The organism is Asticcacaulis solisilvae (genome assembly GCF_052327315.1).
Lineage (GTDB): Bacteria > Pseudomonadota > Alphaproteobacteria > Caulobacterales > Caulobacteraceae > Asticcacaulis > Asticcacaulis solisilvae_B.
Genome location: NZ_CP166196.1, coordinates 3,801,437 through 3,823,640 on the forward strand (window position 1 = coordinate 3,801,437; position 22,204 = coordinate 3,823,640).

Here is a 22,204-nt window from a genome sequence, read left to right on the forward strand (position 1 = left end):
CCGCCATGTCAATGGGATTACGGGTCTACGCGGGTTACGACATAGCCGCGCGCTTTCAGTTGCGCGACCAGTCCATCGGGTCCGATGAAGTGGTCGACGCCGGCGACGACGAAGGTCGTGTCCTTGCCCTTGAGCAGGGTTTCGAGCTGCGGCACCCACAGGGCGTTCCGCTTGACCAGAAGCAGGTCGTAGAATTTGGAGTCGCGCGCCCTTTGCGCCATCAGTTGCGCGGTCAGGGTACGCTCGTCCCCGTCCGCCCATGCCTTGGCCATGCCGTCGACGCTGTCGGTCGGATCACCCGTGCCGAAATGGTTCGCCAGCGCGCGCTTCAGCGCCACCGTGCCGTCGGTGCTGCCTTCGCCCAGCGCATAGAGATAGCCGTAATGGGTCTTGTTGTCCTCGAAGCCGCCGGTCTTGTGGTTCAGCGTCTTCGCCCGGTGAAACAGGGTCATGTCGACGCCGCTGTCGACCGAGAAGGCGCCGCCCTGGACATCCAGCTGGCCGATCATCGAGGCCATGACCGCCGGGCGGACATGCTTCTGCTCGTCGGTCGTGGTGTCGTAGCGGTTGAGGATGGTCTCAAGCTGCTGCTTTTCGCCGGCGTCGAGACCGGCGGTCAGGACGGCGCCACCGGCCGTGACCTTGCCGGGCCTGGGCTTGAAATGCGGCAGGCTGTCGAGGTCGGGGACTTCGAACCAGGCCGCGTCGGCGCTGTCGAAAGCCTGGAAAAGGCGCTTGTCCATCCACTCGGTGCCGGGTTTGAGCACATGGATGCTGCCGAAAAGGTAGACGGTCGCCTGGCCGTTCTGCACGCGCCACAGCAGCGGCGCCCCGGTGGCGCCCGGCAAAGCGTCTGCCGGACTGGCCGCGGCGACAACCGCGGGCTTGTGGAAGGCGGGAGCGTCGAACTTCAGCGCCGTCCAGGTGATGACCGCAAGCCCCCCGGCCAGCAGGCCTATGCAGGCGTCGCGCACCCACGGCGGCGTCTGCACCATCTGGCGGCGGATCTGACGTACAAGCTGACCGGTCATTGCAATCCCCTTCGCAACCCTGTGCGAAAACGCGACTGCAAAAGCCGCGCCACGAGGAAAATGCCCTGTTACGGCACAGTTGAACGGTAGGTGATTACGGTTCGACGCGCTCGGCCGTGATGCCGTGCGTCTTGAGCATGGCAATCAGGCTGTCGGGCCCGACCAGGTGTCCGGCGCCCACGGCGATGAAGACCGTGCCCTTGCCCTTCAGGATATCCTCGACCTGCGGCTCCCAGGCGGCGTTGCGCGCCACGATGATGCGCTGATAGCCAGCCGGATCTTCCTTTTTCATGCGTTCGACCAGCTCGCGGCTCAGCGTCGCCTCGTCGCCCTCTTCCCAGGCCTTGAGCAGGGGCGGCAGGTCGGTCCCGAGCGTCTCCGTATCTTTCAGCGACTGCCGCAAGGCCGCGGCGTCATCGGCGTCGCTTGTCGGCGCAAGAATCTGCATCTGCTGGTCCAGGGTCTCGAAGCCGTGCACGGGCTTGCTGGCCGTGCGCGCCGCCTGCAGCAGGGTCAGGTCGACGCCGACCTTTGGGTTATAGCCCATGGCCGAAATCTTCTGCGTCATCAGCACCAGGCCGACCGCCCACTTCTTGAAGCCCTGCATCCGGGCCGCGCTCATGCCGTAGGGTGCTCCCAGCTCGTCGATCTTCTTGATCTCGTCGTCGCTCAGGCCCTTGGTCATGTCGCCGGCAGGGTTGAGCGCGTATGTCTGCATGGCCTGCACGACACCGGCCGTATTATCGAGGTCGGGGACTTCCAGCCACAGGTCGCCGGCGCTGTCGAAGCGCTTGTGCAGGCCCGGCGAAAACCAGTCCACATCCGCCTTCATGACGTGGATGGTGCCGAAAAGATACACGGTGGAATCGGCGTCGTGAATGACCCAAAGGGCCGGGTGCGCCGTTTCGGCACGCGCCTGGTGCGGCAACATTCCGCACGCCAACGCGGCCAGGGCCGCCGCTCCGAGCGCCAGGCCCAAAAAGCGATGCAGGCGATCGGCCAGCCAATCCTTCATCATCATGACGACATCCCCCTCGTTCTTGGCCTGCCTAAACATTTATTCCGGCAGGAATATGTCTTCTATCTTAAGCCCAAACGTGGCGGCAATCATAAATGCCAGCGGCAGGGACGGATCGTATTTCCCCGTCTCGATGGCATTGACCGTCTGGCGCGAGACCTTGAGCCGGTCGGCCAGCTCGGCCTGCGACCAGTTGCGCTCGGCGCGCAGGACTTTGAGCCGGTTGTTCATCAGCGGTATTTCAGCCAGGCGCCGACCTGCCCTGCCAGCAGGCCGATGACGAACGGCGCCATGCCCGAGATGCGCCCCATGATAAAGCCGTCGTTCGCCCCGTCCAGGCTGCCGATGAACTGATGATAGACCTGCGGAAACAGCAGGGGCAGAAAGCCCGTAGCGGCAAACAGCACGAAGCCGATGACGAAGCCGCTCTGGGCCGCGAACCGCTTCTTGGTGATCATGAACTCATCCACGGTCACGGCCTTGATACGGCGGATATAGAGCACGGCCGCAATAATGGCCGGCACGGCGATCAGATCGACAAGATAGCCGTAGACGGGAAACGGCGGATGCCGCAGCCACGACATATTGAGACCGCCCAGTATGCCGGCGATCAACACCATAGTCCCGCTCACGATCCAGAAACGCGCACCCATTTCGCTGCTCCTCGCCCGAATGACAAGCCTCCTTTACATATACCCTTTATCGATGTCAAGTATCCTTGTCAAAATGACACATACACTTGACAGGAACCCGATCTTTACGGGTTTTCGCTTATAAGGCGCCTATGGCCCGGCCCTTGCATATCCATCAGCGAAATTTGCAACCTGTCCCAAAGGCAAGCATGCTGACCTGCGATACCGTTCCCGCTTCATCCCTGACGGCCCGCGATATCGAGCTGTGGCGCGCCATGCAGGCGGTGACCCCGGCCTTCGCCTCGCCGCTGCTGGCGCCGGATTTCGTCCAGGCCATCGCCGCCGTCCGTTCGGATGTCCGCGTCGCCATCTTCAAGAAGAATGGCCGCACGGTGGGCTTCCTGCCGGTCCACGTCCGTCCTGGCCGTTTCGCCCGTCCGGCAGGCGCGCCGTTTTCGGACTACAGCGCCCTGATCACCTTCCCGGAACCGCATATCCGCATCGGTGACGCCCTGCGCACCGCCGGCATCCACCGCTACCAGGCGATCGGCCTGGTCGATCCCTACGGCGTCTTCGGCGGATGCCCCGGCGGCGAAATGGACGAGGCCCACGGCATCGACCTCAGCGGCGACATGACCAACAACGCCAACAAGAAGCTGCTGAAAAACATCCGCCGCATCACGCGCCACCTCGAAGAGGCCCACGGCGAGGTGCGCATCGTCGCGGGCGACCGCACGCGCGAAACCTTCGACGCCATGATCGACTGGAAGCGCTGCCAGACGCGCGAGACCGGGCTGCACGACTTCGTCGGCGCGCCCTGGGTCCAGGACATGCTGAAGCGCCTGTTCGACGCCGATACGTCGGGCCTGCACGGCTTCATGGTCACGCTGATGGCCGGCGACACGCCTGTACTGGCGCACTATGGCGTGCGCCTGGGCGACCGCGCCCATCCGTGGATTTCAAGCTACGACCCGGCATTTTCGACCTTTTCGCCCGGCCAGATCTTCCTCAACGGCCTGCACGAGCCGCTGGAAGCGGCGGGCGTGCGCTATTACGACCTTTCGACCGGCCAGCAGGCCTACAAGGCGATCTTCTCGAACACGTCGTTCCCGGTCCGCCATGCCCGCGCCTACAGCGACGCGCCCGACGCCCGCCTCAGCGCCAGCATGGCGCGCGTCGGCGCCGATATCCGCCGCGCCATGGGCCATAAGGTCGATGGAGCCTTTGCCCGCCTGAACCGCCGCCTCGACCAGATCGCCACGCTCGAGCTCGACGCCATCGGCCGCGCCCGCGGCGTCGCCTACGCCTTTTCCAACGCTTCCAAACGCATGAAGGTTGCCGACCATGGATAAAGCCATGCCGTTTCCCAAAGACCGGACAGGGTCGGTCATCCCGGGTAGCGTCAGCGTCATCATCCCCACCTTCCGCCGGCCGGACGGACTGGACCGCGCCATGGCGTCGGTTCTGATCCAGACCGCGCTCAGCGACGTGGCCGTAAGCCTGATCGTCTGCGACAACAGCCCGGAAGCGTCGGCCCGCACCCAGGTCGCCGAACTGGCGGCGATCGCATCCATCGCCATCACCTATGTCCACGAGCCGCGCACCGGCGTCGCCAATGCACGCAATGCCGCGGTCGAGGCGTCCAATGCCGAATTCATCGCCTTCCTCGACGACGACGAAGAGGCGCCCGCCGGATGGCTGGCGGCGCTCCTGAAAACCCGGGCGGACTTCGGCGCCGATGTCGTCTTCGGCCCGGTCCAGGCCCGTTTGCAGGACCGCAACGCCGACTATCCCCTCTATTTCGAGACCTTCTTCTCGCGCACCGGTCCTGTTCAGTCGCAGCGCCTCGAAGCCTGCTACGGCTGCGGCAACAGCCTGATCCGCCGTTCGGTCATGCCGAAGACCAAGCCGTTCTGCACCGACCATAACGAGATGGGCGGCGAGGACGACAAGCTGTTCGGCGATCTCTACCGCGAAGGCCGCGTCATGGCGTGGTCGGCAGAAGCCACCGTCTTCGAAGATGTGCCGCCGTCGCGCTCGACGCTGAAATACACACTGCGCCGCGCCTTTGCCTACGGCCAGGGCCCCAGCTTCTGGGCCGCCCTGTCGCACAAGCCGCTGACCTGCGCCGCCTGGATGGCGCAAGGGATCGTACAGGGCCTGCTGTTCTCACTGTTCGGCGGCATCCTCTACATGATCGGCAGCCGCCAGAGCGCACCGCGCCTCGACAAGGCCATGCGCGGCTTCGGCAAGGTGATCTGGTTCCCGCCGTTCAAGATCGGCTTCTACGGCCAGGCGCTTCTGAAGAGCAGCGGCGGCCACTGATGGATACGCTTCTGAACTGGACGCCGGAGCTTGCCCGGCGCTTCACGCGCGACAACCTGTTGTTCGACCACAGCCTGCACGAAAGCGACCTGTTCGCCGACGAGGCCCTGGTCGGCCTGATCGACCGCTTTCCGCGCGAGGGCGTCGAGGTCTTCACCATGGGCTATGACCCGGCGACATCGGGGCAATGGTTCTTCGGCCGCCGCGGCAATCTCGACGGCCGCGCCCTGCTGGACGGCGTCAAGGCCGGCCGTCTGTGGCTGAATCTGCGCAAGGTCAACCACCACGACCCGGCGGTCAACGCCCTGTGCGAGCGCATGTTCGAGGAGATCGCGGCCAAAACCGGGGTGTCGACGCTGAAGCCCGACCTCGGCCTGCTGATTTCGTCGCCCAATGCCCACGTCTTCTACCATCTCGACATGCCGCTGGTCATGCTGTGGCAGGTGCGCGGCGTCAAAAAGGTCCACGTCTATCCGGCGGCTGCGCCCTGCATCCACGACGACGCGCTCGAAGCCATCGCGCTCCGGGAATCCGACGAACAGCTGCCCTATGATCCCGCCTGGGACCGCGCCGCGCTGATCCACGATCTCAAGCCCGGCGAGATGATGACATGGGTCCAGAACGCGCCCCACCGCATCGTCAATGGCGACATGGTCAATGTCTCGCTGTCGATCGAGTTCCAGACGCCCAAGGCCCTGTGGCGTTCCAACCTGATCTACGGCAACGGCCTGCTCAGGCGCTGGTTCGGCGTCAAGCCGTCCCTGGCGAAGCGCAACCTGTGGCTGGAACCCTTCATTGTCGCCTTTGCCCGCATCGTCAAGCTGACGGGCGGCTATCGCGGCAATAAGAGCCCGCTGAAGCCGCGCTTCTCGCTCGATGCCGCGCGGCTGGGCGTACTGCTGTTCGACGAAGGCGTGACCCCGCCGGAGCCGATGCGGAAATCCGCGGCCTGAACCCGCCCTACTGCGCGGCTTTCGAGGCTTCGGACTCCGTAATACAGCGGCTGTAGGTTATGACGCTGCCGTCCTTGGTCACCTGTTTCAAACTATCCCCGCCGTCACGCAGGGTCAGGTCGTAGGTTACCGGTCCGGCATAGGTGCTGGCGCCTGGCGGCAGGTCGCCGGTGGCTTCGCCGTAATGGTCGGCCAGAATCCGGATGTGCGTGGGGCTTACGACCGTGATCGCCCTGACGGTGTCGTCGTCTTCGCCATAGGAAATAGACCCGGCGTCGATCTGCAGCCCGTCGAGACACCCCTCGTCACCCTCACCCCACAGGCCACGGAAGGCGGCAGGAACGGGCGTGACGTGTGCAGGCATGGGCGGGGCCGAAGCCCCCGTCCATTCGCTCGACGCAGTCTCCGATGCCGCGGCCGATAAGGACAGCGGCGACGCGCTCGACAAGGTGTCCCCGCCTTGGGCGGGGGCGGGGGCGGGCGCCTTTTGACAGGCGGCAAGCGCAATCACGACGGTTGCGGCCGTTACGGCAAATGTCCAGCGTTTCATAAGCCCCTCCCATTCTCATCCCTGTCACGAACCTAAAAGATACGCGCGCGACTGGCAATGGGCCGGGACGATGGGCAATTTTGTTCTTGATTTGTTCCAATCCATAAGTAAGCTGCGGCCATGCCCGTGCCGCCACTCCACCACAGCCCGATCCGCGATGACAACGCCCTGCCCGAGCGCCAGCGCAAGGGCCGGGGTTCCGTGTCGAACCGCACCAGCGCGCGCTTCGGCAATGCCGACCGCTACGAGGTCGACGACGGCTGGACGCATGAGGAACGCGAAGGGCTGGAGCGCAAGAAGACCATTCTCGGCATCGATTCCGCGCGCCGCGTCATCTCGCAGAACGACTCGCCCGACGTCGGCTTCGACCGCTCGATCAATCCATACAAGGGCTGCGAACACGGCTGCATCTACCATCCTGTTACACAAGTGCGTCTTGGTGAAAGAATCGGCACAAAGATAGGAGCGTCAGTAAATTACCGCTATGACGAATACTGTGACAGGTATGCCCACTCGAACAAATCGAGTGTGTCATATTCTTTAGCAGTCCCAAGGTGATCACCAAGGTGATAGCAAGGGTGCTTTACCGATTTAAGCCCCGGAATGACTTCAAACACGACAAACCCGCCACCAGGCATCTCACGCGCCCGGATCGGGGCACCACAGGCTTTGCAATACTGCGCGCGAGGTTCCTTTGCCTCCTTATCGGCAAAGGTCCGGCGCGCCGTATAACCGCTGACGTACACACTGTGGCCATTGCGGATTTGGGTGTAGCCGCCCACGCTGATATTTTCTGTACGCATCAGACATTTCCTCTTGGCTCGATCGTACTGCCGGCCAAGCCTTTGCGGACATAGAAACCGTTGGGGATCATATCCTGAACCTGGGGGACATGTGATATAACGCCCACCGCGCGGCGATGGCCGGCCAGATGAGTGAGAACTTGCAAGACCTGATCGAGTGTGCCGGAGTCGTTTTCCGTGTCGAGGCTGCCGAAACCTTCGTCGATAAAGATGGTGTCGAGACGAATCTTACCACTGGCGCTTTCAACGATGTCGGACAGCCCCAAAGCCAGAGCGAGTGCACAGATAAAAGTCTCGCCGCCTGACAATGTTGCCGGCGAGCGGCCCTTACCTGTATACGTATCGTTGACCCGGATACCGAGGCCACGCCGGGCGTTTCCACTGCCCTCACCATCGCGTTCTAGGCTATATCGGCTGTTGGTCATGGGACGAAGACGCTGGTTGGCAGCATTGAGCACCTGGTCGAACATGGCGCCAATCGCGAAGGTTTCCAGGTCTGTCCGCTGGGCGTTGATGCCTGACACCATGGAAGCTAGGTCACGTAATTCAGCCGTGGCACGTTCGAAGGTCTCCAGCTCCGTTTTCCGATTCAGCAGGTCGGCTTTTAATCGGGTCTTACTCTCAAGAGCTTGTACCGCCTGAGCGTGGGCATCGACCGCAGTCTGCAACGTCAGTTCTGCTGTGCACTCCGCCAGCGCGGAGAGTTCTAAATCCGGCCGCTCGGCGCCACCGATCGCCCCGGTCTTGACGACCAGGTCCGCCTCGGCCACGCCCAAGTCTCGTTCAAACTGTTCCACTGCCAGCGCTTTCGCTGGCATGGCGGCAATAAGGAGTTTGAAAGCTGCGAACTCTTCAGTGCTCAATCCCGCGTCCGCCAAGCGTGCAGTCAATGTCGCCACGTCTCGATCACGCCGCACGATGGCTTTGGACTGGGCCTGTGCGGCCGCCTCCACTGAAGCCTTGGCCGCGGCCTGGGATTCTTTCGCCTTGTTGAGCCGCTCTTCTGCAACCGTCTGAGCAGTGATCCGCGCAGTCAGGGTGGCCAAACTCCGCGTCTTGGCCTCATCGAGGGCCTCGACTGTCCGAAGTTCCTCCGGGATTTCGGACAACGCCAAATCCAGCTCCTTACGGGCCAGCGCCTGCTCACGCTCCGCGTCTGTAAAGGCTTGCCGTGCGGCCTCCAAAATCTCTTCCGCAGCCCTGATTTGACCGTCCAGCGCCAAAAGCGCGTTCGCCTGCGTCGGAATATCCGCCGGAGTTGGCAGGGCGTCGATCTGCCCCTTTAAATCCGTCAGGTCTGCAAGGTAGGCGGCAGCCTTGTCCTCAGGCCGCGTGAGTCTATCGCGCAGTATCTGGCGTTCCTTGAGTGTCGCGGCCGCGGCCGCCAATTCACCCACCAACCGCACATCTTCGCGCTGCGCATCCTCGAAGACCTTGCGGGCAAGACGGTAGGCGCTATCCAGGCCTTCATGGGTAATATCGCCGACCGCGGGATGGGGGTGATGTTCCGATCCGCACACCGGGCAGGCTGCACCGTCGACTAGCTTTCCCGCCAGATGCAGGGCCTGAGTCGATACCAGTGCCCGTTCCGCATCCTCCATCGCTGTCTTCGCGCCTGAAGTTTGCTCCAGAGCCGTACGACGACGTCCGGAGACGAGGTCATGCGCCGTTTGCGCCTCCTCCACGGAGAGGCCGGCCTTCTCGAAGGCATCGGCCGCTTGGTACAGCCCTTCCAATCGCGCCCGTCGCCCCGCCAATTCTACGCGTTCGCCTTCAAGCTGACGTTCCGTCGCCAGTTTTGTGGCATCGCCTTCTTTTTTCGCCTTTAGATCGCTGACGGCCGTAGCGGCCGACGCACGTGCCCCGCCTTTTTCGTCATGTACCCCGTCCGCCGCGGCAAGCGCCGCAGCGAGCGCCGAAGTTCCCAAAAGTTTGGTCTCGAAACGCCCCAACTGATCGCACGCTTTCCGGAGAGAGTCGATCTCGCCAGCCATCGCCCGAACCTCGGCAAGATCTGCTCCCGCAGCGATGACCTCCCCTTCGGCGGTTTCGAAAGCAAGTTTTTTTACACCTACAGCCTCGTCTGCCGTTCGTACATCTGCTTCGGCGCGGATGACTTGCCCCTCCACGTCCAACAGAGCTTCCGCGCGCCGGGCATTAATGACCTGGGCGCGCACTTCATTGATCTCGTTGGCCTTAAGCGTCAAACGCGCGAGGTTGTCCCGAGCCAGCTCAGCCGCCACAAATCTGGCCTCAACCTGTTTCGCAGAGTCGTGCTTCTTTCGCTCTTCGTCAAAAGCGCCTTGGGCAGCCCGACGGCTTTCCACCCGCTGAGCCAAGTCGGTCTCGCCGGCCTCGATACCGTCGTTAAGGGCCTCGAAGGACTCAAAGCCCTCGTGCTGGAGCCTCTGTTCGATGACCTGGCGCTGGCTCCTCACTCTGTCGACGGCGCTTGCCGCTTCCTCCCTCAGTTTGTGAATGAGACGCCGGTAGCTCCGCGCTCCTGTTTGGGCGTCGAAAAGCGAATGTAAATTACAACTTGCATCAAGCGCACCCTACCTGCGGATTTATATGTGTGCAACAGGATATTAAAGCTGCATCTATTGCTTCGCGCGGCCGACCCACGCTTATTTGGATTTGTCGCCAGGGCTCGATTTCGAAACGCGCATCTTCCGCAAGCCCGATGCGGCCAAGCTTCTGCGCGCCGAACTGTCTGAGCGGAAATACAAGGCCGGGCCCCTGGTCGTGGGCATCAACACCGACGCCTATCAGCCGACCGAAAGGACAGAGCGCATCACGCGCTCGATCCTCGAAGTGCTTTACGAGTTTCGCCACCCGGTCAGCATCATCACCAAGTCGGCCCTGATCCAGCGCGATCTCGATATCCTGGGCGCCATGGCGGCGGAACGGCTGGCCAGCGTGACGCTGTCGATCACGACGCTCGATCGCGGCCTTGCCCGTGCCATGGAACCCCGCGCCGCGACGCCGCAGCGCCGGCTGGACACGGTCCGCGCCCTGAAATCGGCCGGCGTGCCCGTGGGTGTTCTGGTGGCGCCGGTCATTCCCGGCCTGACGTGCCATGAGCTTGAGGCCATCATGAAGGCCTCCGCCGAAGCCGGCGCCCAACGCGCCGGCTACACGCTGGTGCGCCTGCCTTACGAGGTGAAGGTGCTGTTCGAGGAATGGCTGCGTCTCAACTATCCCGACCGCGCCGACAAGGTGCTCAACTATATCCGCCAGTGCCGGAGCGGAAAACTGAACGACTCAAGCTTCGGCAGCCGCATGGCGGGCACCGGGCCGCACGCCGAACTGATCCGCCAGCGTTATGAGTTGGCCGTGCGGCGCTACAATCTCAACCAGAAGCGCGAACCGTTCGACCTGACGAAGTTTCGCGGCGGCAATCCGCAGATGGCGCTATTCTGACGGCTTGGCGTACCCGCTGAAGGCGGCCGGAAGGGCATCGAGCGGATAATAGGCGATGCCGCCATATTCGGCAGCGGCAGGCAGTCTGGCACCGTCGATCGGGCCCAGCCATTGCGTTATGCCTGTCTCGGCCGGATCACCGAGATAGATATTCATCCGGATCTGCAACGGCTCATGCGGCACATACTGCGTTTCGGTGTGCAGCAGCCGGCCGTCGACAAACCAGCGCACCGCCTGAGGCGTCCACAGGATGGCATAGTCATGGGCCTGCCGGCTGTAGTCGAAGCCCAGATCGACCGTTGTGGCCGCGCTTTTCCAATCGCGTCCGCCGTTCTGGAAATCGTGCGTCGTCAACTGGACGGCGGTCGCCCGACGTCCCAGCACCTCGATATCGATCTCCTTGTGCTCCCAGTTTTCGGGCTGCCAGCGGTTCATCAGGAAGAAGGCCGAAACGCCGCCCGACACCGCCGGCGCCTTCATGCGGACGGTGAACAGACCGTAGCTGAAGAAGCGGTACGACCCGATCTCGCCGGCATTGCACATCTTGGGCGCGCTGGGAGAGACCGACGGATTTTTCTCAAGCGACAGGGTGAGCGTGCCCGACTGCACCGAAACCTGTGCAGCCGTCATGTTGCAGCCGTTCGCCGGAAAGCTGAACAGCTGCGTTTCCCAGGTGGCCGGATCGAGACGGTCGAAGGATTCGCTCCACGCCGGCTGGACGGTTTGCGCCGCCGCCGGAAGCGGGCTCAACATCATTGCCGCAATCGCCCACACCAGATGCCGCATCGTCCCTCTCCGTTTTCTTTCAGAATACGCCATCTGCTCCGGTGCGCAACTGTACGGAGTCCCGCGGTCAGATCGCGTCCCAGGGGCGGAAATGCTTGGACAGCTTCAGGCCCTGCCCCTGATAGTGCGAACCCGACTGACCGTAGAGCTGCACGGGACGCTCGGTCAGGGGTTCGTAAACCAGGCGCGCCACGGTCTGGCCGTCTTCGAGCAGGAAGGGCGTTTCGTGGCAACGCACTTCCAGCACGCCGCGCGAGCCCTTGGCGGCGGCCTCTTCGGTGCCGAAGCCGGGATCGAAGAAGCCGGCATAGTGGACGCGGAATTCGCCGACCGACGGATCGATCGGCAGCATTTCGGCGGCTTCCATGACGGGGATTTCGACGGCGCCCTTCGACGCCAGGATATAGAATTCGCCGGGATCGAGCAGCAGTTGCCCGCCGTTCTGGTACAGCGGCTCCCAGAACTTGCGCGGGTCGTGGCCGTCGATATGGTCGAGGTCGATGATGCCGGCATGGCGGCGGGCGCGATAGCCGACCAGGTCTCCGGTCAGGTCGACGCCGCAATCGGCCGTATAGAGCTTGGGCGAATGACCACGCTTGATGCGCAGCTGGTTCAGGCGTGTACCCGTACGTGCCAGCACCGAAAAGGTCTGCGGCGCGATCTCGACATAGATCGGCCCATTATAGCCTTCGGCGACGTCGTCGAAATAGTCGCCGTAATCCGACAACAGGCGCACGAAGACGTCGACGCGGCCGGTCGACGATTTCGGATTGGCGCGCGCCGAAACGCCTTCCGGCAGATGCAGGCTTTCCGCCAGTTCGGCGATGTAGACACAGCCAGCCTCGAAAACGGCGCCCCTGGACAGGTCCATCTCGTGCATCACGACGTCCTTCAGGCGGTCCGACACCTTGCGGCCGCGCGGAAGATAGGAAGCCCGCACCCGCCAGGCGCGGGCGCCCAGGCGCAGGTCGATGCTGGCCGGCTGGATCTGGTCGTGATCGAGGGCGGACGTGCTGCGAACCGCGCCCTGCTCGACCAGCTCGGCCAGGCTCTGCATCGGCAGGATGCCGCTTTTCGCGGCGGCGGCGGTCTGAGGTGCGGTCATAAGCGTCTTTCCATAGGCGGGCAGACCATTTAAAAGAGGTTGCCCGACGCGGCAAGCCGTAATGAGACCCATGTTCTACAGCCATACCAGCCACGGCATCACCGTCATGGTCGAGGTCGAGTACCTGACCCAGGACCGGCACAACTGGGGCCCCGAAAATCACGCCTGGGCCTATCACATCACCCTGCGCAATTCGTCGGACGAGGTCGTGCAATTGCGGACGCGTCACTGGGTGATCACCGACGGCCTGGGCCGCATCCACCGCGTCGACGGCGAGGGCGTTGTCGGCCAGACGCCGCGGCTCAATCCCAGCCAGAGCTTTACCTACACTTCGGGCTGTCCGCTGCCGACGCCGCACGGCACCATGGCCGGACACTATGTCTTCGTACGCGAGGACGGCGCCCCGCTGAAGGTCGTCATTCCAACCTTCTCGCTCGACGTGCCCGACCCCGGCCGGGTGCTCAATTGAAGCCCTGGCCGCTCCTCCTGGCCACCGTCCTTGTCGCCATGCCGGCCCACGGCCACGAAACGGCGATCGACGGCACGTGGAAGGGCAAGTCGGTCTGCCAGGTCAAGCGGTCCGGTTGCCGCGACGAAGCCGTCGTCTACACCGCACGGCAAAGCGGTCCTGACTCGCACGAGATATTCACCTACCGGATCGAGGCGGGCCGAACCGTGCGCACCGGCCGGATCAGCGGCTATTACACCGATGCCAGGACCTTCACGGCCTGGGGTCCGGACAGTTGGATTTTTACGATAAAGGGCGACCACATGTCGGGGCGCATCGTTTCGCCCCAGGGCAGGTTGCTTCGCGTGATCGAGGTGGACCGGATCCAATAGATCAGCCTTGGGCGCCGCCAGGCAACCGTTAGCACATTTGTACTACTCATAACAAAAACGGCGGCTGGTCACCCAGCCGCCGTTTGAATTTCTGGCTTTTCCGCGCTTACAGGTAGCGGCGCAGCGAACGCGACAGGTCTGCGCCGGTATCGCGCTTCTTGGCCTTTTGCGACGGCTGGTAGGCGACGCGGGCGTGCTCGACGCAGTAGGGCGTGCCGTCATCCGAGCGGCGGCCGCAGAAAGAGAAGCTGTCCGACGACGGATCGCCGATCGGCCACTTGCACATCTTGGCGCCCAGGGTCAGCACGGTCGCAGTGCCGGGCTCTTCGACATAGGGAACGATCGGCTGGCTGACCACCGGACGGGCCACGACCGGCGTCGATACGCGCATCGGCGGCGGCGAAGCGTGGCTGCTGCCATGCGACGGCTGCGCCACGGGACGCGATGGGCGGGCGGGCTTGTATAGCGGACGCGCCGGCTGCGAGGGCGCCGCGCGGCCCGACAGGCCCAGGCGGTGCACCTTGCCGATCACGGCATTGCGGGTAACGCCGCCCAGCGTCTTGGCGATCTGACTGGCGGAATGGCCTTCCTGCCAGAGCTTCTTCAGGGTTTCTACGCGTTCGTCAGTCCAGCTCATGCTCGTTTACTCCCAATTTTCCCTATTCATTGCAGTTCGCAAGCAAACGAACCACAATATATAGATGTGCCCCGGGGGATTGCCATCCTTGCCCTCAAGCAATGGTAAACGAAAAGTTCACAGACGCAACATATGGTGTGGAGGGAAATCGAGATATGCACATCTAATCAAGATGTAGTAGGTGAATAGTCCACATGTGTGGATAAGTTAACGAAGCATTAACAGCTGTGCATGAGGGTAAGGTTTTGTTAACAATTGAAAGATCGAGGGTTTTCGCAGCTGGTGGGTGATACAGCCTGTCCGCCCGCCTGCCGGCACCCGGGCGGCAGCGCCAAAATCATCCGAAATTACGCACACCTGTGAGGCGAATTTACCGGGGGCCTGTTTGGAGACCGACGACCTTCCCGTTCTCCGGAAACCGGGTTAGTCTGCCGCCCATCTACACTCCGTCAAAGAAGGACAAGGGCATGGCGGTCACGGGCATTGGGGGCTTTTTCTTCCGCGCGCAGGATCCCCAGGCGCTGAAGGCGTGGTACAAGACGCATCTCGGCATCGGCAACGGGCCGTACGGCCTGTGGAACCAGGAAGCCGGCAAGACCGTCTTCTCGCCTTTCCCGGCCGGAACCGACTATTTCGCCACCGACAAGCAGTGGATGCTCAATCTCCGCGTCGAAGGGATCGATGAGATGATCGCATCCTTGCGCGCCGCCGGCATCGAAGTGAAGACCGACCCGACCTGGGATACGCCGGAAATCGGCCGCTTCGCCCGCATCCACGACCCGGAAGGCAATGCCATCGAGCTATGGCAGCCGGCGAAATAAGAGCCCGATGACTGTAGACGCGCAGATCGACGCCTATATCGCCGAACACCCCGAACCCAAGCGCAGCGATATGCAGACCCTGCATGCGCTTATCCTCAGGGCTTCGCCGGGCTGCCGCCTGTGGTTCGAGACCGGCCGCAACAGCGAAGGCAAGATCGTCAGCAACCCGAACATAGGCTACGGATTTTACACGATCAGATATGCCGACGGGAAAACGAAGGATTTCTTCCAGGTCGGCCTCCGCGCGAACAAGAGCGGGATTTCGGTCTATATCCTCGGGCTTGAGGACAAGACCTACCTGGCCAGGACGTTCGGCGACAAAATCGGCAAGGCCAGCGTGACCGGCTATTGCGTGAAATTCAAGGCGCTGAAGGACATAGACATCGATATCCTGGCCGCCATGGTACGATATGGATTTGAGGCGACGGGCGGCGGCGACATTTAAGCAGCACCCACTGTCGCGATAGGTTGCTAGAACATACCTGCTATCATCGCCCAGTTGTTCTCCGCCACGATCGACAGTTCATCGCGAATGACGGCAAACTTCTCCGTAATAATGGCCGGCATCGCCACAAAAGATCGAGAATCGAATTCTGGGCGAACGGTCTCGATTGCCGCAGCCAATGCAGATGGTGTCACGTCGCGGTAGGCTTCGGCCATGGCGCGCACCGCGTCGGCAGAGTGAAAATACTGACTGCCCATTCCGGGCTGTGCGACAAGCTCCGAGCCCATGACGACCGTGCCCAACCCAGCCAAGGCAGGAATGCCGTCCGCCAGGGTTTCGAGCACGCGATGGACTTCATAATTGTCCTCGCGGATAAGGTCGAAATTCGGCTGATAACGAACGCAGCTACCGTCACCATCTTCGTCGTTAAACATCCCGACGACCTCGGCCTTGTCCGCCGGCTCGAAAGCCATAGCGATATGTCCCGTCTGCCCCACAACCCCTCCGATACCGCACCCGAATAAGGCCTTTGCCCCGCATCGGGAACACAGTCACGTTCAATAGCTTGCTGGAGTCTCATCGCCGCCAATCAGCTTGAGGCCTTCAAGGTCTATTTGGCATCCCCGTATACCCATGTCATCTTCGAAACAGCTTGGTGACACGGTGTTGTCCGTCGCGGCCTTGGTGCTGTCGATATTGGTCTGATCGATCTTTGCGCTAAAAATGACAGGGTCATGCGTCCTGTCGTTCAGCGTTTTGATGACATTGAACAGATCGCTGTTCGCGGGAACGTCAGCCCAAACACGGATGCCGTCCGACAGTTCAAGGACAACACGGCCCTCGCTGGTGATGTTATTGACAGTCGCGGACCAGTCTTTCATCACCGCATGGCGCAATACCACCTCTCGCCAGACCTTCGCCTTTTTGTCCTGAATGTCTTCGACGATAATATTATTCGGACTGTTCACATCGGCTCGGTAAACATCGTGTGCCTTGACGAATTCGGCTTCGAATGCTGGCATATGAGCCTTGGCAATCTCGGCGGTCGAAGGCGGAGACGGGGCCGAGCTAGCAGCATTATCGCTCGACTGACTTTCGTCGGATGAATCGCAAGCCGAAATCCCAATTACCGTCACAGCAACGGACACCAATAGAACGCGTTTCATGTATGGTAGATGCGCTGTTTAAGGTGCACAGAAAAATACAGCCCCCACCAACGCGGCCAAGGCGTGCGCGCTAGAAGCAATTCTACGCAATTCTGATCGACGGTTCCGCGAAGATTTCCAGAAAGGGCTAACCCAAGCAATGTCTTAAGCATCCAAAGCTCTATACGGTTGCCTGAAAAACTGTGCGTTGTGGATTGAGCACCGGCATTGCCGTCTATCGAGCGAATCACTTCTGTGAACGCACGAAACTCGTCGTCAAGATTACTGATGGCGCTGTTGTGGCGTGAACACAGTACTTTGGCTTGAAGCGCGTTGACCGAGATTAGGTCAAATGTCTCTGGTTGTTGCCACGCCAACCCCGAAATTTTAACGCCGCCATTTTTTTCAACGCTACGAAGGTAGTTCGCAGATATGTAGTGTTCGCGGCTAATCGTCGGAGAGCAATTACCGTCTATGTTGGCATAGCATTTCCCATGGCTATGGCCGGTTACGGCCCCAGGAAGAATAATGTGTTTGCGCGGCATCCATCACCCTAAGTGGCGACAGGATAGCCCACAAGTCTCGATTTTGCAGCATCACGAATCGAAGCGTAACCCATACTCGTTCTGTTATCTGCTGCGCTAGACAAGGGAGGCTTAAAGAGCAACTCCTCAAATTTTTCTACACAGAACCTACACAGAACCTACACAGGAAAAAATTCTTACATTTTTTCTTTATATTTCAATATTTTAAAGAGATGTGGAAAAATGGAGCGGGTGAAGGGAATCGAACCCTCGTCGTATGCTTGGGAAGCATCTGCTCTACCATTGAGCTACACCCGCGTGTCGCCGCTGATGCCACAGGCGGCGGCGCGCCGTCAACCGTCAAAGACTATCGCCGCCACACCAAGCCAACAGTAATCCGCCGGCCGGTGTCATAGCCGATCGTGCCGTCGCCGGCATGGGTAACCGGAATGGCGGCGTCGAGCGCATTGGTGACGGATGCCGTCAAGGTCACCTGCCGCATCAGCGGATAATCGAGGCGCAGGGACAGGTTGCGCGAAGCCTTCAGCGGCAAGGTATTGAGATCGTCATCGAAGGTCTCGCCCTCGAACACCAGGTCGGCGTGAACCGTGGCGCGGGCCACATGCCCTTCCAGGCCGATCGAGCCGGAATAGTCGGGCGCCTCGGCCGGGCGCAACCCGTTGACCGCAGGGTTGGCGCGCGCCACGCGGGCGTGCGTCAGCGTCAAGGCGCCTTCAAATGCCCAGGTGCGGCCCAACGCATACCGCCCATGCGCCTCAAGGCCGTAGGCGCGGATCTGGCCGAGGTTCTGGCGCTGGCGCAACGTCCCGCCCGCCGGAATGACGCCGGCGGTCGGCGAGGTGAACGGCCCCGTGGCGACGGTGACATTGGTGATCGGATGGTCGAGCCGATTGGCGAAGACGTCGGCATCGAAAAAAAAGGTCGCGGCGTCACCGCCGCGCAGCCCCAGTTCGGCCCCGCTCAGTTGCTCGGGCGTCAGTCCGGCATTGGCGTCGGTGACGTCGTTGCCAACGCGGAACGGGCGATAAAGCTCGTTGAGCGACGGCGGCCGGAAGCCCGTATAGGCAGCCACCCGCCCGGTCAGGCCGCCGAAATCGTGCGTCGCGCCGACACGGCCCGACACCACTGTCCCGCTGCGGTCCTGGAAGGTCAGGGCCAGAGTTTGCGCGCCCGTCGCCGTGTCGCTTTCGGTGCGATGGCCGTCTTCGGTCTTCCAGATATCGGCGCGAAACGCCCCACTGACCAGGGTGCCGCCGAAATCGCGCGAACCTTCGGCATACAGCCCCGACACGGTTTCACTGCCGCCCGACACGCGATAGCGCGTGGCGCTGCCCGAAATATAGCGGAAGAATTCGCGGGACTCGCCATCGGACCTGCGGCCGTCGGCGCCGATTTCCCATTCGAGGCCCCCCAGCTTCCGGCGAAGCGCCGCGTTGAAGCCGTCACCGGTCGCGGGTGTCGCAACCTGGTTGTTTGCGATCGTCGTGCTGGCGCGGCCCGTCGCCACCGAAACCGAAACGTTCGACAGGTCGGAATCGCGGTGCCACGCCTGCAACCGCCAGCCGATGGCCCGGGCGTCGGGCTGCCGCGTCAGGCTGATGGCCGCCTGGTCGCCGGAAGAGGTCGCGGTGGCGCCTCGTAAACCCGTATCGCGGCGGCTGTCATAGTTGCCGGCCATAATGGCCAGGTCGCCGCCCAACAGCGGAAACTGTGTATGGGCGAACAGGGCGCGGTCACGTCCATAGGTCGCGACATCGGCAGCGCCACTGCCGTAACGCACCGGCACATCGCCCTGCAAGGTACGGGCGGCGGCATAAAGCGCGACCGGACCCAGGGTCATACCGGCGCGGGCATCGCTGCCGCCGCCTTCAGCCGCCGTGGCGGCGACAAAGCCCGCCTTCGGTTGCGGCGGCTCAAGCGACAGGTCGATGACGCCGGTCAGCGCCCCGGCGCCATAGGCCCCGCCGCCGGCGCCCTTGACGACGTGGGCATGGGTGATTTCGTCTTCCGGCAGGGCCGCCCAGATGACCCAGTTGCCGAACGGGTCGTTCTGCGGCACGCCGTCGAGCGTCACCAGCGCCCGCCCCGCCCCCGACGGTCCGATGGCGCGCAGGCCTATGCCCTGGACGGTCGGATTGGCGGTCAGGCTCGACTGGCGGCGAAACAGCGCGGCCTGCGTCTCCTGTTTCAGGCTCTGGTCGAGGCTGGAGCCGTCGAGCGCATCGCGATCGAGATTGGCCGCGGCGAAAGCGCTGTCACCTTGATAGGCCGAAAGCCGACTGGAATGGACGATGACTTCGCCCGGCTCGGCCCAGGCGGCACTGGAAACGGCCGGCGCGGCGGCCAACAATGCGATCAGCGATACGGCAAGTCTCATGGGGCCCTCCGATCCGGACCTAGCACATGCCCGGGACAGCATAAAGACGCGGTATGGAATTCCGATTTCGCCTTGGCCCAAGGGCGCGACGAATGCTAAGCACAGGTTCGGAGGTTCGGTGTGATCAAGGACTGGCTTCGCAAATTTCCAAGCTATTTCCAGCCTTTCGACTGGCACCATTCGGCTGTCAGCGCGCCGGGCATGGCCGCCTGCCTGGTCTACGGCCTTGTCAGCCACGACACAGTGACGGCCGCGATCGCCGCCGGCAGCGCCTTTTCGGTCGGCTTCGGCCTCAGGCGCAACCGCGAAACCCTGTCGATGCTGGGCGCCGCCGTGGTCATGACCCTGGCCGCCGTCATCGGCTCGCTGATCAGCGGCAATCTTATCCTCTTTACGATCGTCGTGGCGGCCGCGGCGGCCGGTTGCGCCATGCTGGCCCTGGTCGACGACGACAGCTGGTGGGTGGCCTTGCAGGCGACGATCGCCCTTCTGCTGGCGAGCCACTATGCGGCCGATTTTCATGGCGCCAGCCAGCGCGGCATCATCGTCCTGGTGGCGGGCGTCGCGCAGACCGGCCTGGTGCTGCTGCTCAATCGGCTGATTCCGCAGGGCAACCCCAAGGCGCCGCCGAATATCCCTATTCCCGCGACCAGGCGCGCCCTGATGCTCTATGGCCTGGTGGCGGCCCTGAGTGTCGCCGGGGCGCTCCTGCTGGCGCACGCGGTCCGACTCGACAAGGCCTACTGGGCGCCGATGACGGCGCTGATCGTCCTGAAACCCAAATACCACCTGACGCGCCAGCGCGGCTTCGAGCGGCTGGGCGGCAATGTCGCGGGCTGTGCCCTAGCCACGCTGATCGCCGTATGCCTGCCGCCGCTGGCCTGGTTCGACACGGTGCTGTGCATCCTGGGCTCGGCCGGCGCCTACGGGCTGATCAAGGCGCGTTATGCCGCCTTTTCGTTTTCGGTCAGCTTTACCGCCGTCATGCTGTTGTTCACCGCGCACCAGTCGGCGGTCATCGGCGCCGAACAGCGCATCTATGCCACGCTGCTGGGTGGCGCCATGTCGATCTGCGTCATGTGGATTATCAGCAAGACGATCGCGCGCGATTACCTGTTGTGAGCGCCGTGGACGACGGTTATGGTCGGGGTCTGCCGTACAACGAAAACAAACTCAGGGAAGACGACCATGCGCCACATTATGACACCGGTTTCCATTCTGGCCCTGATGGCGGCGTTTTCCGCCCACGCCGAAGCTCCGGTCGACACCATGTGGGGCAAGATTTCCGAGCCCTCTTACCCCACCAAGGTCTGCGCCACCCTGACCGGCGACATCGTGACGAAAGACGGCTCGATCGATTGGTACGACGCCGATGGCAAGAGCACCCACCCCGACCATGACCGCATCCAGCAGGCGATCGACGGCTGCAGCGAGGGCGCCGTCAAGCTGACGGTCGGCACCAAGGGCGAGGATGGCTTCCTGACCGGCCCGATCACGCTGAAAAGTGGCGTGACGCTTTGGGTCGACAAAGGCGCCACCCTCTACGCCTCGCGCGACCCGAAGGATTATGAAAACGGCCCCGGCGACTGCGGCATCGCCAACACCGAAGGCCACAAATCCTGCCATTCGCTGATCGAAGGCCGGGCACTGAAGAATTCCGGCATTGTCGGCGAAGGCCGCATCGACGGCCGTGGCGGCTCCATGATCCTGACCGGTCCCAATGCCGGCAAGCGGTCTTGGTGGGACGTGGCCTGGCAGTCGAAGCAAGGCCTGACCCAGCACGTCTTCCGCCTGTTGCAGCTCGACGGCGGCGAAAACCTGACCTTCTACCGCATCACCTTCGCCAACAGCCCGAACTTCCACCTGGTGCCGGGCAGCTTCACCGGCATTACCGCATGGGGCATCAAGATCCTGACGCCATCGCTGGTTTACACCCGGCCCGGCTATGCCTGCCCGGAAGGCACGACCCCCGACAAGCTGACGCCGGCGACCTGCTTCACGCCTGACACGGTCAAGAACACCGACGGCTTCGATCCGTCGAATTCCAGCAATGTGCTGCTGGCCTATTCGTGGATTTCGACCGGCGACGACAATGTCGCGGTCAAGGCCGGCAAGGGGCTGGTCTCCAAGAACCAGGTCTACGCCCACAACCATTTCTATTACGGCCACGGCATGTCGATCGGGTCGGAGACCAATGGCGGCGCCGAAAAATTCCTGATCACCGACCTGGTGCTCGACGGCAATGACAGCCCGTCGGGCAACGGCCTGCGCATAAAGTCGGATTCGACGCGTGGCGGACCGGTCGCCAACATCATCTATGATGGCGTCTGCATGCGCAATGTCCACTATCCCATGGTGTTCGATACCCATTACGGCGACAAGACGGGCCAGCTCTATCCCAGCTTCACCGGCATCGTGGTGCGCGACTTCCGCTATATCAGCGGCGGCAAGTATGGCGGCGGCGTGCTCGACCTGCGCGGTTTCAAGGAAGACGGCCAGACCCTGCCACTCGACTTGTTCCTCGACACCGTGCAGTGGGACGGCGCCCAGCCGGCGGTCAATGGCGGCAAGGGCAAGGATGCGCCGTTCGCCGCCCATATCTCGGTCGGGCCTGCGGCGGCGGCCTGGGCAAAGCCGCTGTTCAAGGACTCGCCCGAAAACGACGTCACGGTTTCGTTTGTCGCAACGCGGTCGTCGCCCCGGCTTCGTGATTGTTCGCAGGCCTTCGTTTCCTATAAATCGGTGCTCGCGGATTCACCGATCTAAGG

At 62.5% G+C, this 22,204-nt stretch carries 24 protein-coding genes and 1 tRNA gene; 11 read left to right on the forward strand and 14 right to left on the reverse strand.

Annotation, left to right across the window (positions count from 1 at the left end; all coding sequences use genetic code 11):
* Positions 1 to 17 precede the first annotated feature (17 nt).
* The 4 genes from AB8717_RS17860 to AB8717_RS17875 form a co-directional block, all read right to left on the reverse strand.
* Positions 18 to 1,031, reverse strand: a complete 1,014-nt coding sequence (locus tag AB8717_RS17860) for a TraB/GumN family protein (protein WP_443748667.1) — start codon at positions 1,029 to 1,031, stop codon at positions 18 to 20.
* Between the two features lie 94 nt (positions 1,032 to 1,125).
* Complete coding sequence (locus tag AB8717_RS17865) at positions 1,126 to 2,052, reverse strand: TraB/GumN family protein (protein ID WP_443748668.1); 927 nt, start codon at positions 2,050 to 2,052, stop codon at positions 1,126 to 1,128.
* 36 nt (positions 2,053 to 2,088) lie between these two features.
* Complete coding sequence (locus tag AB8717_RS17870) at positions 2,089 to 2,280, reverse strand: helix-turn-helix transcriptional regulator (RefSeq protein ID WP_443748669.1); 192 nt, start codon at positions 2,278 to 2,280, stop codon at positions 2,089 to 2,091.
* On the reverse strand, positions 2,280 to 2,702 hold the full coding sequence (locus AB8717_RS17875) for a hypothetical protein (protein ID WP_443748670.1): 423 nt from the start codon (positions 2,700 to 2,702) through the stop codon (positions 2,280 to 2,282). Before AB8717_RS17875 ends, AB8717_RS17870 begins: the two co-directional genes overlap by 1 nt.
* Positions 2,703 to 2,890: 188 nt before the next feature.
* On the opposite strand from AB8717_RS17875, the gene AB8717_RS17880 reads away from it, so the two are divergent.
* Genes AB8717_RS17880 through AB8717_RS17890 form a run of 3 tightly spaced genes read left to right on the forward strand, consistent with a single transcriptional unit; the run spans position 2,891 to position 5,959 of the window.
* Positions 2,891 to 4,033: a GNAT family N-acetyltransferase gene (locus AB8717_RS17880; protein ID WP_443748671.1), complete on the forward strand. Its 1,143-nt coding sequence runs from the start codon at positions 2,891 to 2,893 to the stop codon at positions 4,031 to 4,033.
* Between the two features lie 4 nt (positions 4,034 to 4,037).
* Positions 4,038 to 5,006, forward strand: coding sequence for a glycosyltransferase family 2 protein (locus AB8717_RS17885; RefSeq protein WP_443748672.1), 969 nt, complete (start codon positions 4,038 to 4,040; stop codon positions 5,004 to 5,006).
* A complete protein-coding gene (locus AB8717_RS17890; RefSeq protein ID WP_443748673.1) occupies positions 5,006 to 5,959 on the forward strand; it encodes a hypothetical protein in 954 nt (317 codons plus the stop codon). The genes AB8717_RS17885 and AB8717_RS17890 overlap by 1 nt, the downstream gene beginning before the upstream one ends.
* A 7-nt stretch (positions 5,960 to 5,966) precedes the next feature.
* Here the strand turns inward: AB8717_RS17890 and AB8717_RS17895 are convergent, their stop codons facing one another.
* Entirely contained in the window at positions 5,967 to 6,509 is a 543-nt protein-coding gene (locus AB8717_RS17895; protein WP_443748674.1) for a hypothetical protein, read from the reverse strand.
* Positions 6,510 to 6,629: 120 nt separating this feature from the next.
* Here AB8717_RS17895 and AB8717_RS17900 point away from each other — a divergent pair, with 120 nt between their 5' ends.
* Positions 6,630 to 7,067, forward strand: coding sequence for a hypothetical protein (locus tag AB8717_RS17900; protein WP_443748675.1), 438 nt, complete (start codon positions 6,630 to 6,632; stop codon positions 7,065 to 7,067).
* A 244-nt stretch (positions 7,068 to 7,311) separates the two neighbouring features.
* Here the strand turns inward: AB8717_RS17900 and AB8717_RS17905 are convergent, their stop codons facing one another.
* Positions 7,312 to 9,750 (reverse strand): SbcC/MukB-like Walker B domain-containing protein, encoded by a 2,439-nt coding sequence (locus AB8717_RS17905; RefSeq protein WP_443748676.1) that lies wholly within the window; start codon positions 9,748 to 9,750, stop codon positions 7,312 to 7,314.
* 193 nt (positions 9,751 to 9,943) lie between these two features.
* Here AB8717_RS17905 and AB8717_RS17910 point away from each other — a divergent pair, with 193 nt between their 5' ends.
* A complete protein-coding gene (locus AB8717_RS17910; RefSeq protein ID WP_443748677.1) occupies positions 9,944 to 10,735 on the forward strand; it encodes a PA0069 family radical SAM protein in 792 nt (263 codons plus the stop codon).
* Here the strand turns inward: AB8717_RS17910 and AB8717_RS17915 are convergent.
* Entirely contained in the window at positions 10,727 to 11,521 is a 795-nt protein-coding gene (locus tag AB8717_RS17915; protein ID WP_443748678.1) for a family 16 glycosylhydrolase, read from the reverse strand. The two genes, AB8717_RS17910 and AB8717_RS17915, sit on opposite strands and share 9 nt — an antisense overlap.
* Positions 11,522 to 11,588: 67 nt before the next feature.
* The gene (locus AB8717_RS17920; RefSeq protein WP_443748679.1) at positions 11,589 to 12,626 is read right to left on the reverse strand and encodes a 2'-deoxycytidine 5'-triphosphate deaminase; all 1,038 of its coding nucleotides are present in this window, start codon (positions 12,624 to 12,626) and stop codon (positions 11,589 to 11,591) included.
* A 61-nt stretch (positions 12,627 to 12,687) separates the two neighbouring features.
* Here AB8717_RS17920 and apaG point away from each other — a divergent pair, with 61 nt between their 5' ends.
* Complete coding sequence (apaG, locus tag AB8717_RS17925) at positions 12,688 to 13,095, forward strand: Co2+/Mg2+ efflux protein ApaG (protein WP_443748680.1); 408 nt, start codon at positions 12,688 to 12,690, stop codon at positions 13,093 to 13,095.
* Positions 13,092 to 13,466, forward strand: a complete 375-nt coding sequence (locus AB8717_RS17930) for a hypothetical protein (protein ID WP_443748681.1) — start codon at positions 13,092 to 13,094, stop codon at positions 13,464 to 13,466. The genes apaG and AB8717_RS17930 overlap by 4 nt, the downstream gene beginning before the upstream one ends.
* A gap of 106 nt (positions 13,467 to 13,572) precedes the next feature.
* Here AB8717_RS17930 and gcrA read toward each other — a convergent pair whose 3' ends face one another.
* A complete protein-coding gene (gene gcrA, locus AB8717_RS17935; RefSeq protein ID WP_443748682.1) occupies positions 13,573 to 14,103 on the reverse strand; it encodes a cell cycle sigma 70 cofactor GcrA in 531 nt (176 codons plus the stop codon).
* A gap of 467 nt (positions 14,104 to 14,570) precedes the next feature.
* On the opposite strand from gcrA, the gene AB8717_RS17940 reads away from it, so the two are divergent.
* Both AB8717_RS17940 and AB8717_RS17945 read left to right on the forward strand, forming a co-directional pair.
* Entirely contained in the window at positions 14,571 to 14,924 is a 354-nt protein-coding gene (locus tag AB8717_RS17940) for a VOC family protein (RefSeq protein ID WP_443748683.1), read from the forward strand.
* A 7-nt stretch (positions 14,925 to 14,931) separates the two neighbouring features.
* Positions 14,932 to 15,369, forward strand: a complete 438-nt coding sequence (locus tag AB8717_RS17945; protein WP_443748684.1) for a DUF1801 domain-containing protein — start codon at positions 14,932 to 14,934, stop codon at positions 15,367 to 15,369.
* Positions 15,370 to 15,395: 26 nt separating this feature from the next.
* Here AB8717_RS17945 and AB8717_RS17950 read toward each other — a convergent pair whose 3' ends face one another.
* The 5 genes from AB8717_RS17950 to AB8717_RS17970 all read right to left on the reverse strand — a co-directional run bounded on the left by AB8717_RS17950 (position 15,396) and on the right by AB8717_RS17970 (position 19,436).
* A complete protein-coding gene (locus AB8717_RS17950) occupies positions 15,396 to 15,842 on the reverse strand; it encodes a hypothetical protein (protein WP_443748685.1) in 447 nt (148 codons plus the stop codon).
* Positions 15,843 to 15,926: 84 nt separating this feature from the next.
* On the reverse strand, positions 15,927 to 16,535 hold the full coding sequence (locus tag AB8717_RS17955) for a hypothetical protein (protein ID WP_443748686.1): 609 nt from the start codon (positions 16,533 to 16,535) through the stop codon (positions 15,927 to 15,929).
* Positions 16,532 to 17,059 (reverse strand): hypothetical protein, encoded by a 528-nt coding sequence (locus tag AB8717_RS17960; RefSeq protein ID WP_443748687.1) that lies wholly within the window; start codon positions 17,057 to 17,059, stop codon positions 16,532 to 16,534. Before AB8717_RS17960 ends, AB8717_RS17955 begins: the two co-directional genes overlap by 4 nt.
* A gap of 223 nt (positions 17,060 to 17,282) precedes the next feature.
* A tRNA-Gly gene (locus tag AB8717_RS17965) sits at positions 17,283 to 17,356 on the reverse strand.
* 49 nt (positions 17,357 to 17,405) lie between these two features.
* The gene (locus AB8717_RS17970) at positions 17,406 to 19,436 is read right to left on the reverse strand and encodes a TonB-dependent receptor (RefSeq protein ID WP_443748688.1); all 2,031 of its coding nucleotides are present in this window, start codon (positions 19,434 to 19,436) and stop codon (positions 17,406 to 17,408) included.
* Between the two features lie 120 nt (positions 19,437 to 19,556).
* Here AB8717_RS17970 and AB8717_RS17975 point away from each other — a divergent pair, with 120 nt between their 5' ends.
* Together AB8717_RS17975 and AB8717_RS17980 are read left to right on the forward strand one after the other, a co-directional pair.
* Positions 19,557 to 20,558, forward strand: coding sequence for an FUSC family protein (locus AB8717_RS17975; RefSeq protein ID WP_443748689.1), 1,002 nt, complete (start codon positions 19,557 to 19,559; stop codon positions 20,556 to 20,558).
* 66 nt (positions 20,559 to 20,624) lie between these two features.
* Entirely contained in the window at positions 20,625 to 22,202 is a 1,578-nt protein-coding gene (locus AB8717_RS17980) for a glycoside hydrolase family 28 protein (RefSeq protein WP_443748690.1), read from the forward strand.
* Positions 22,203 to 22,204: the final 2 nt, after the last annotated feature.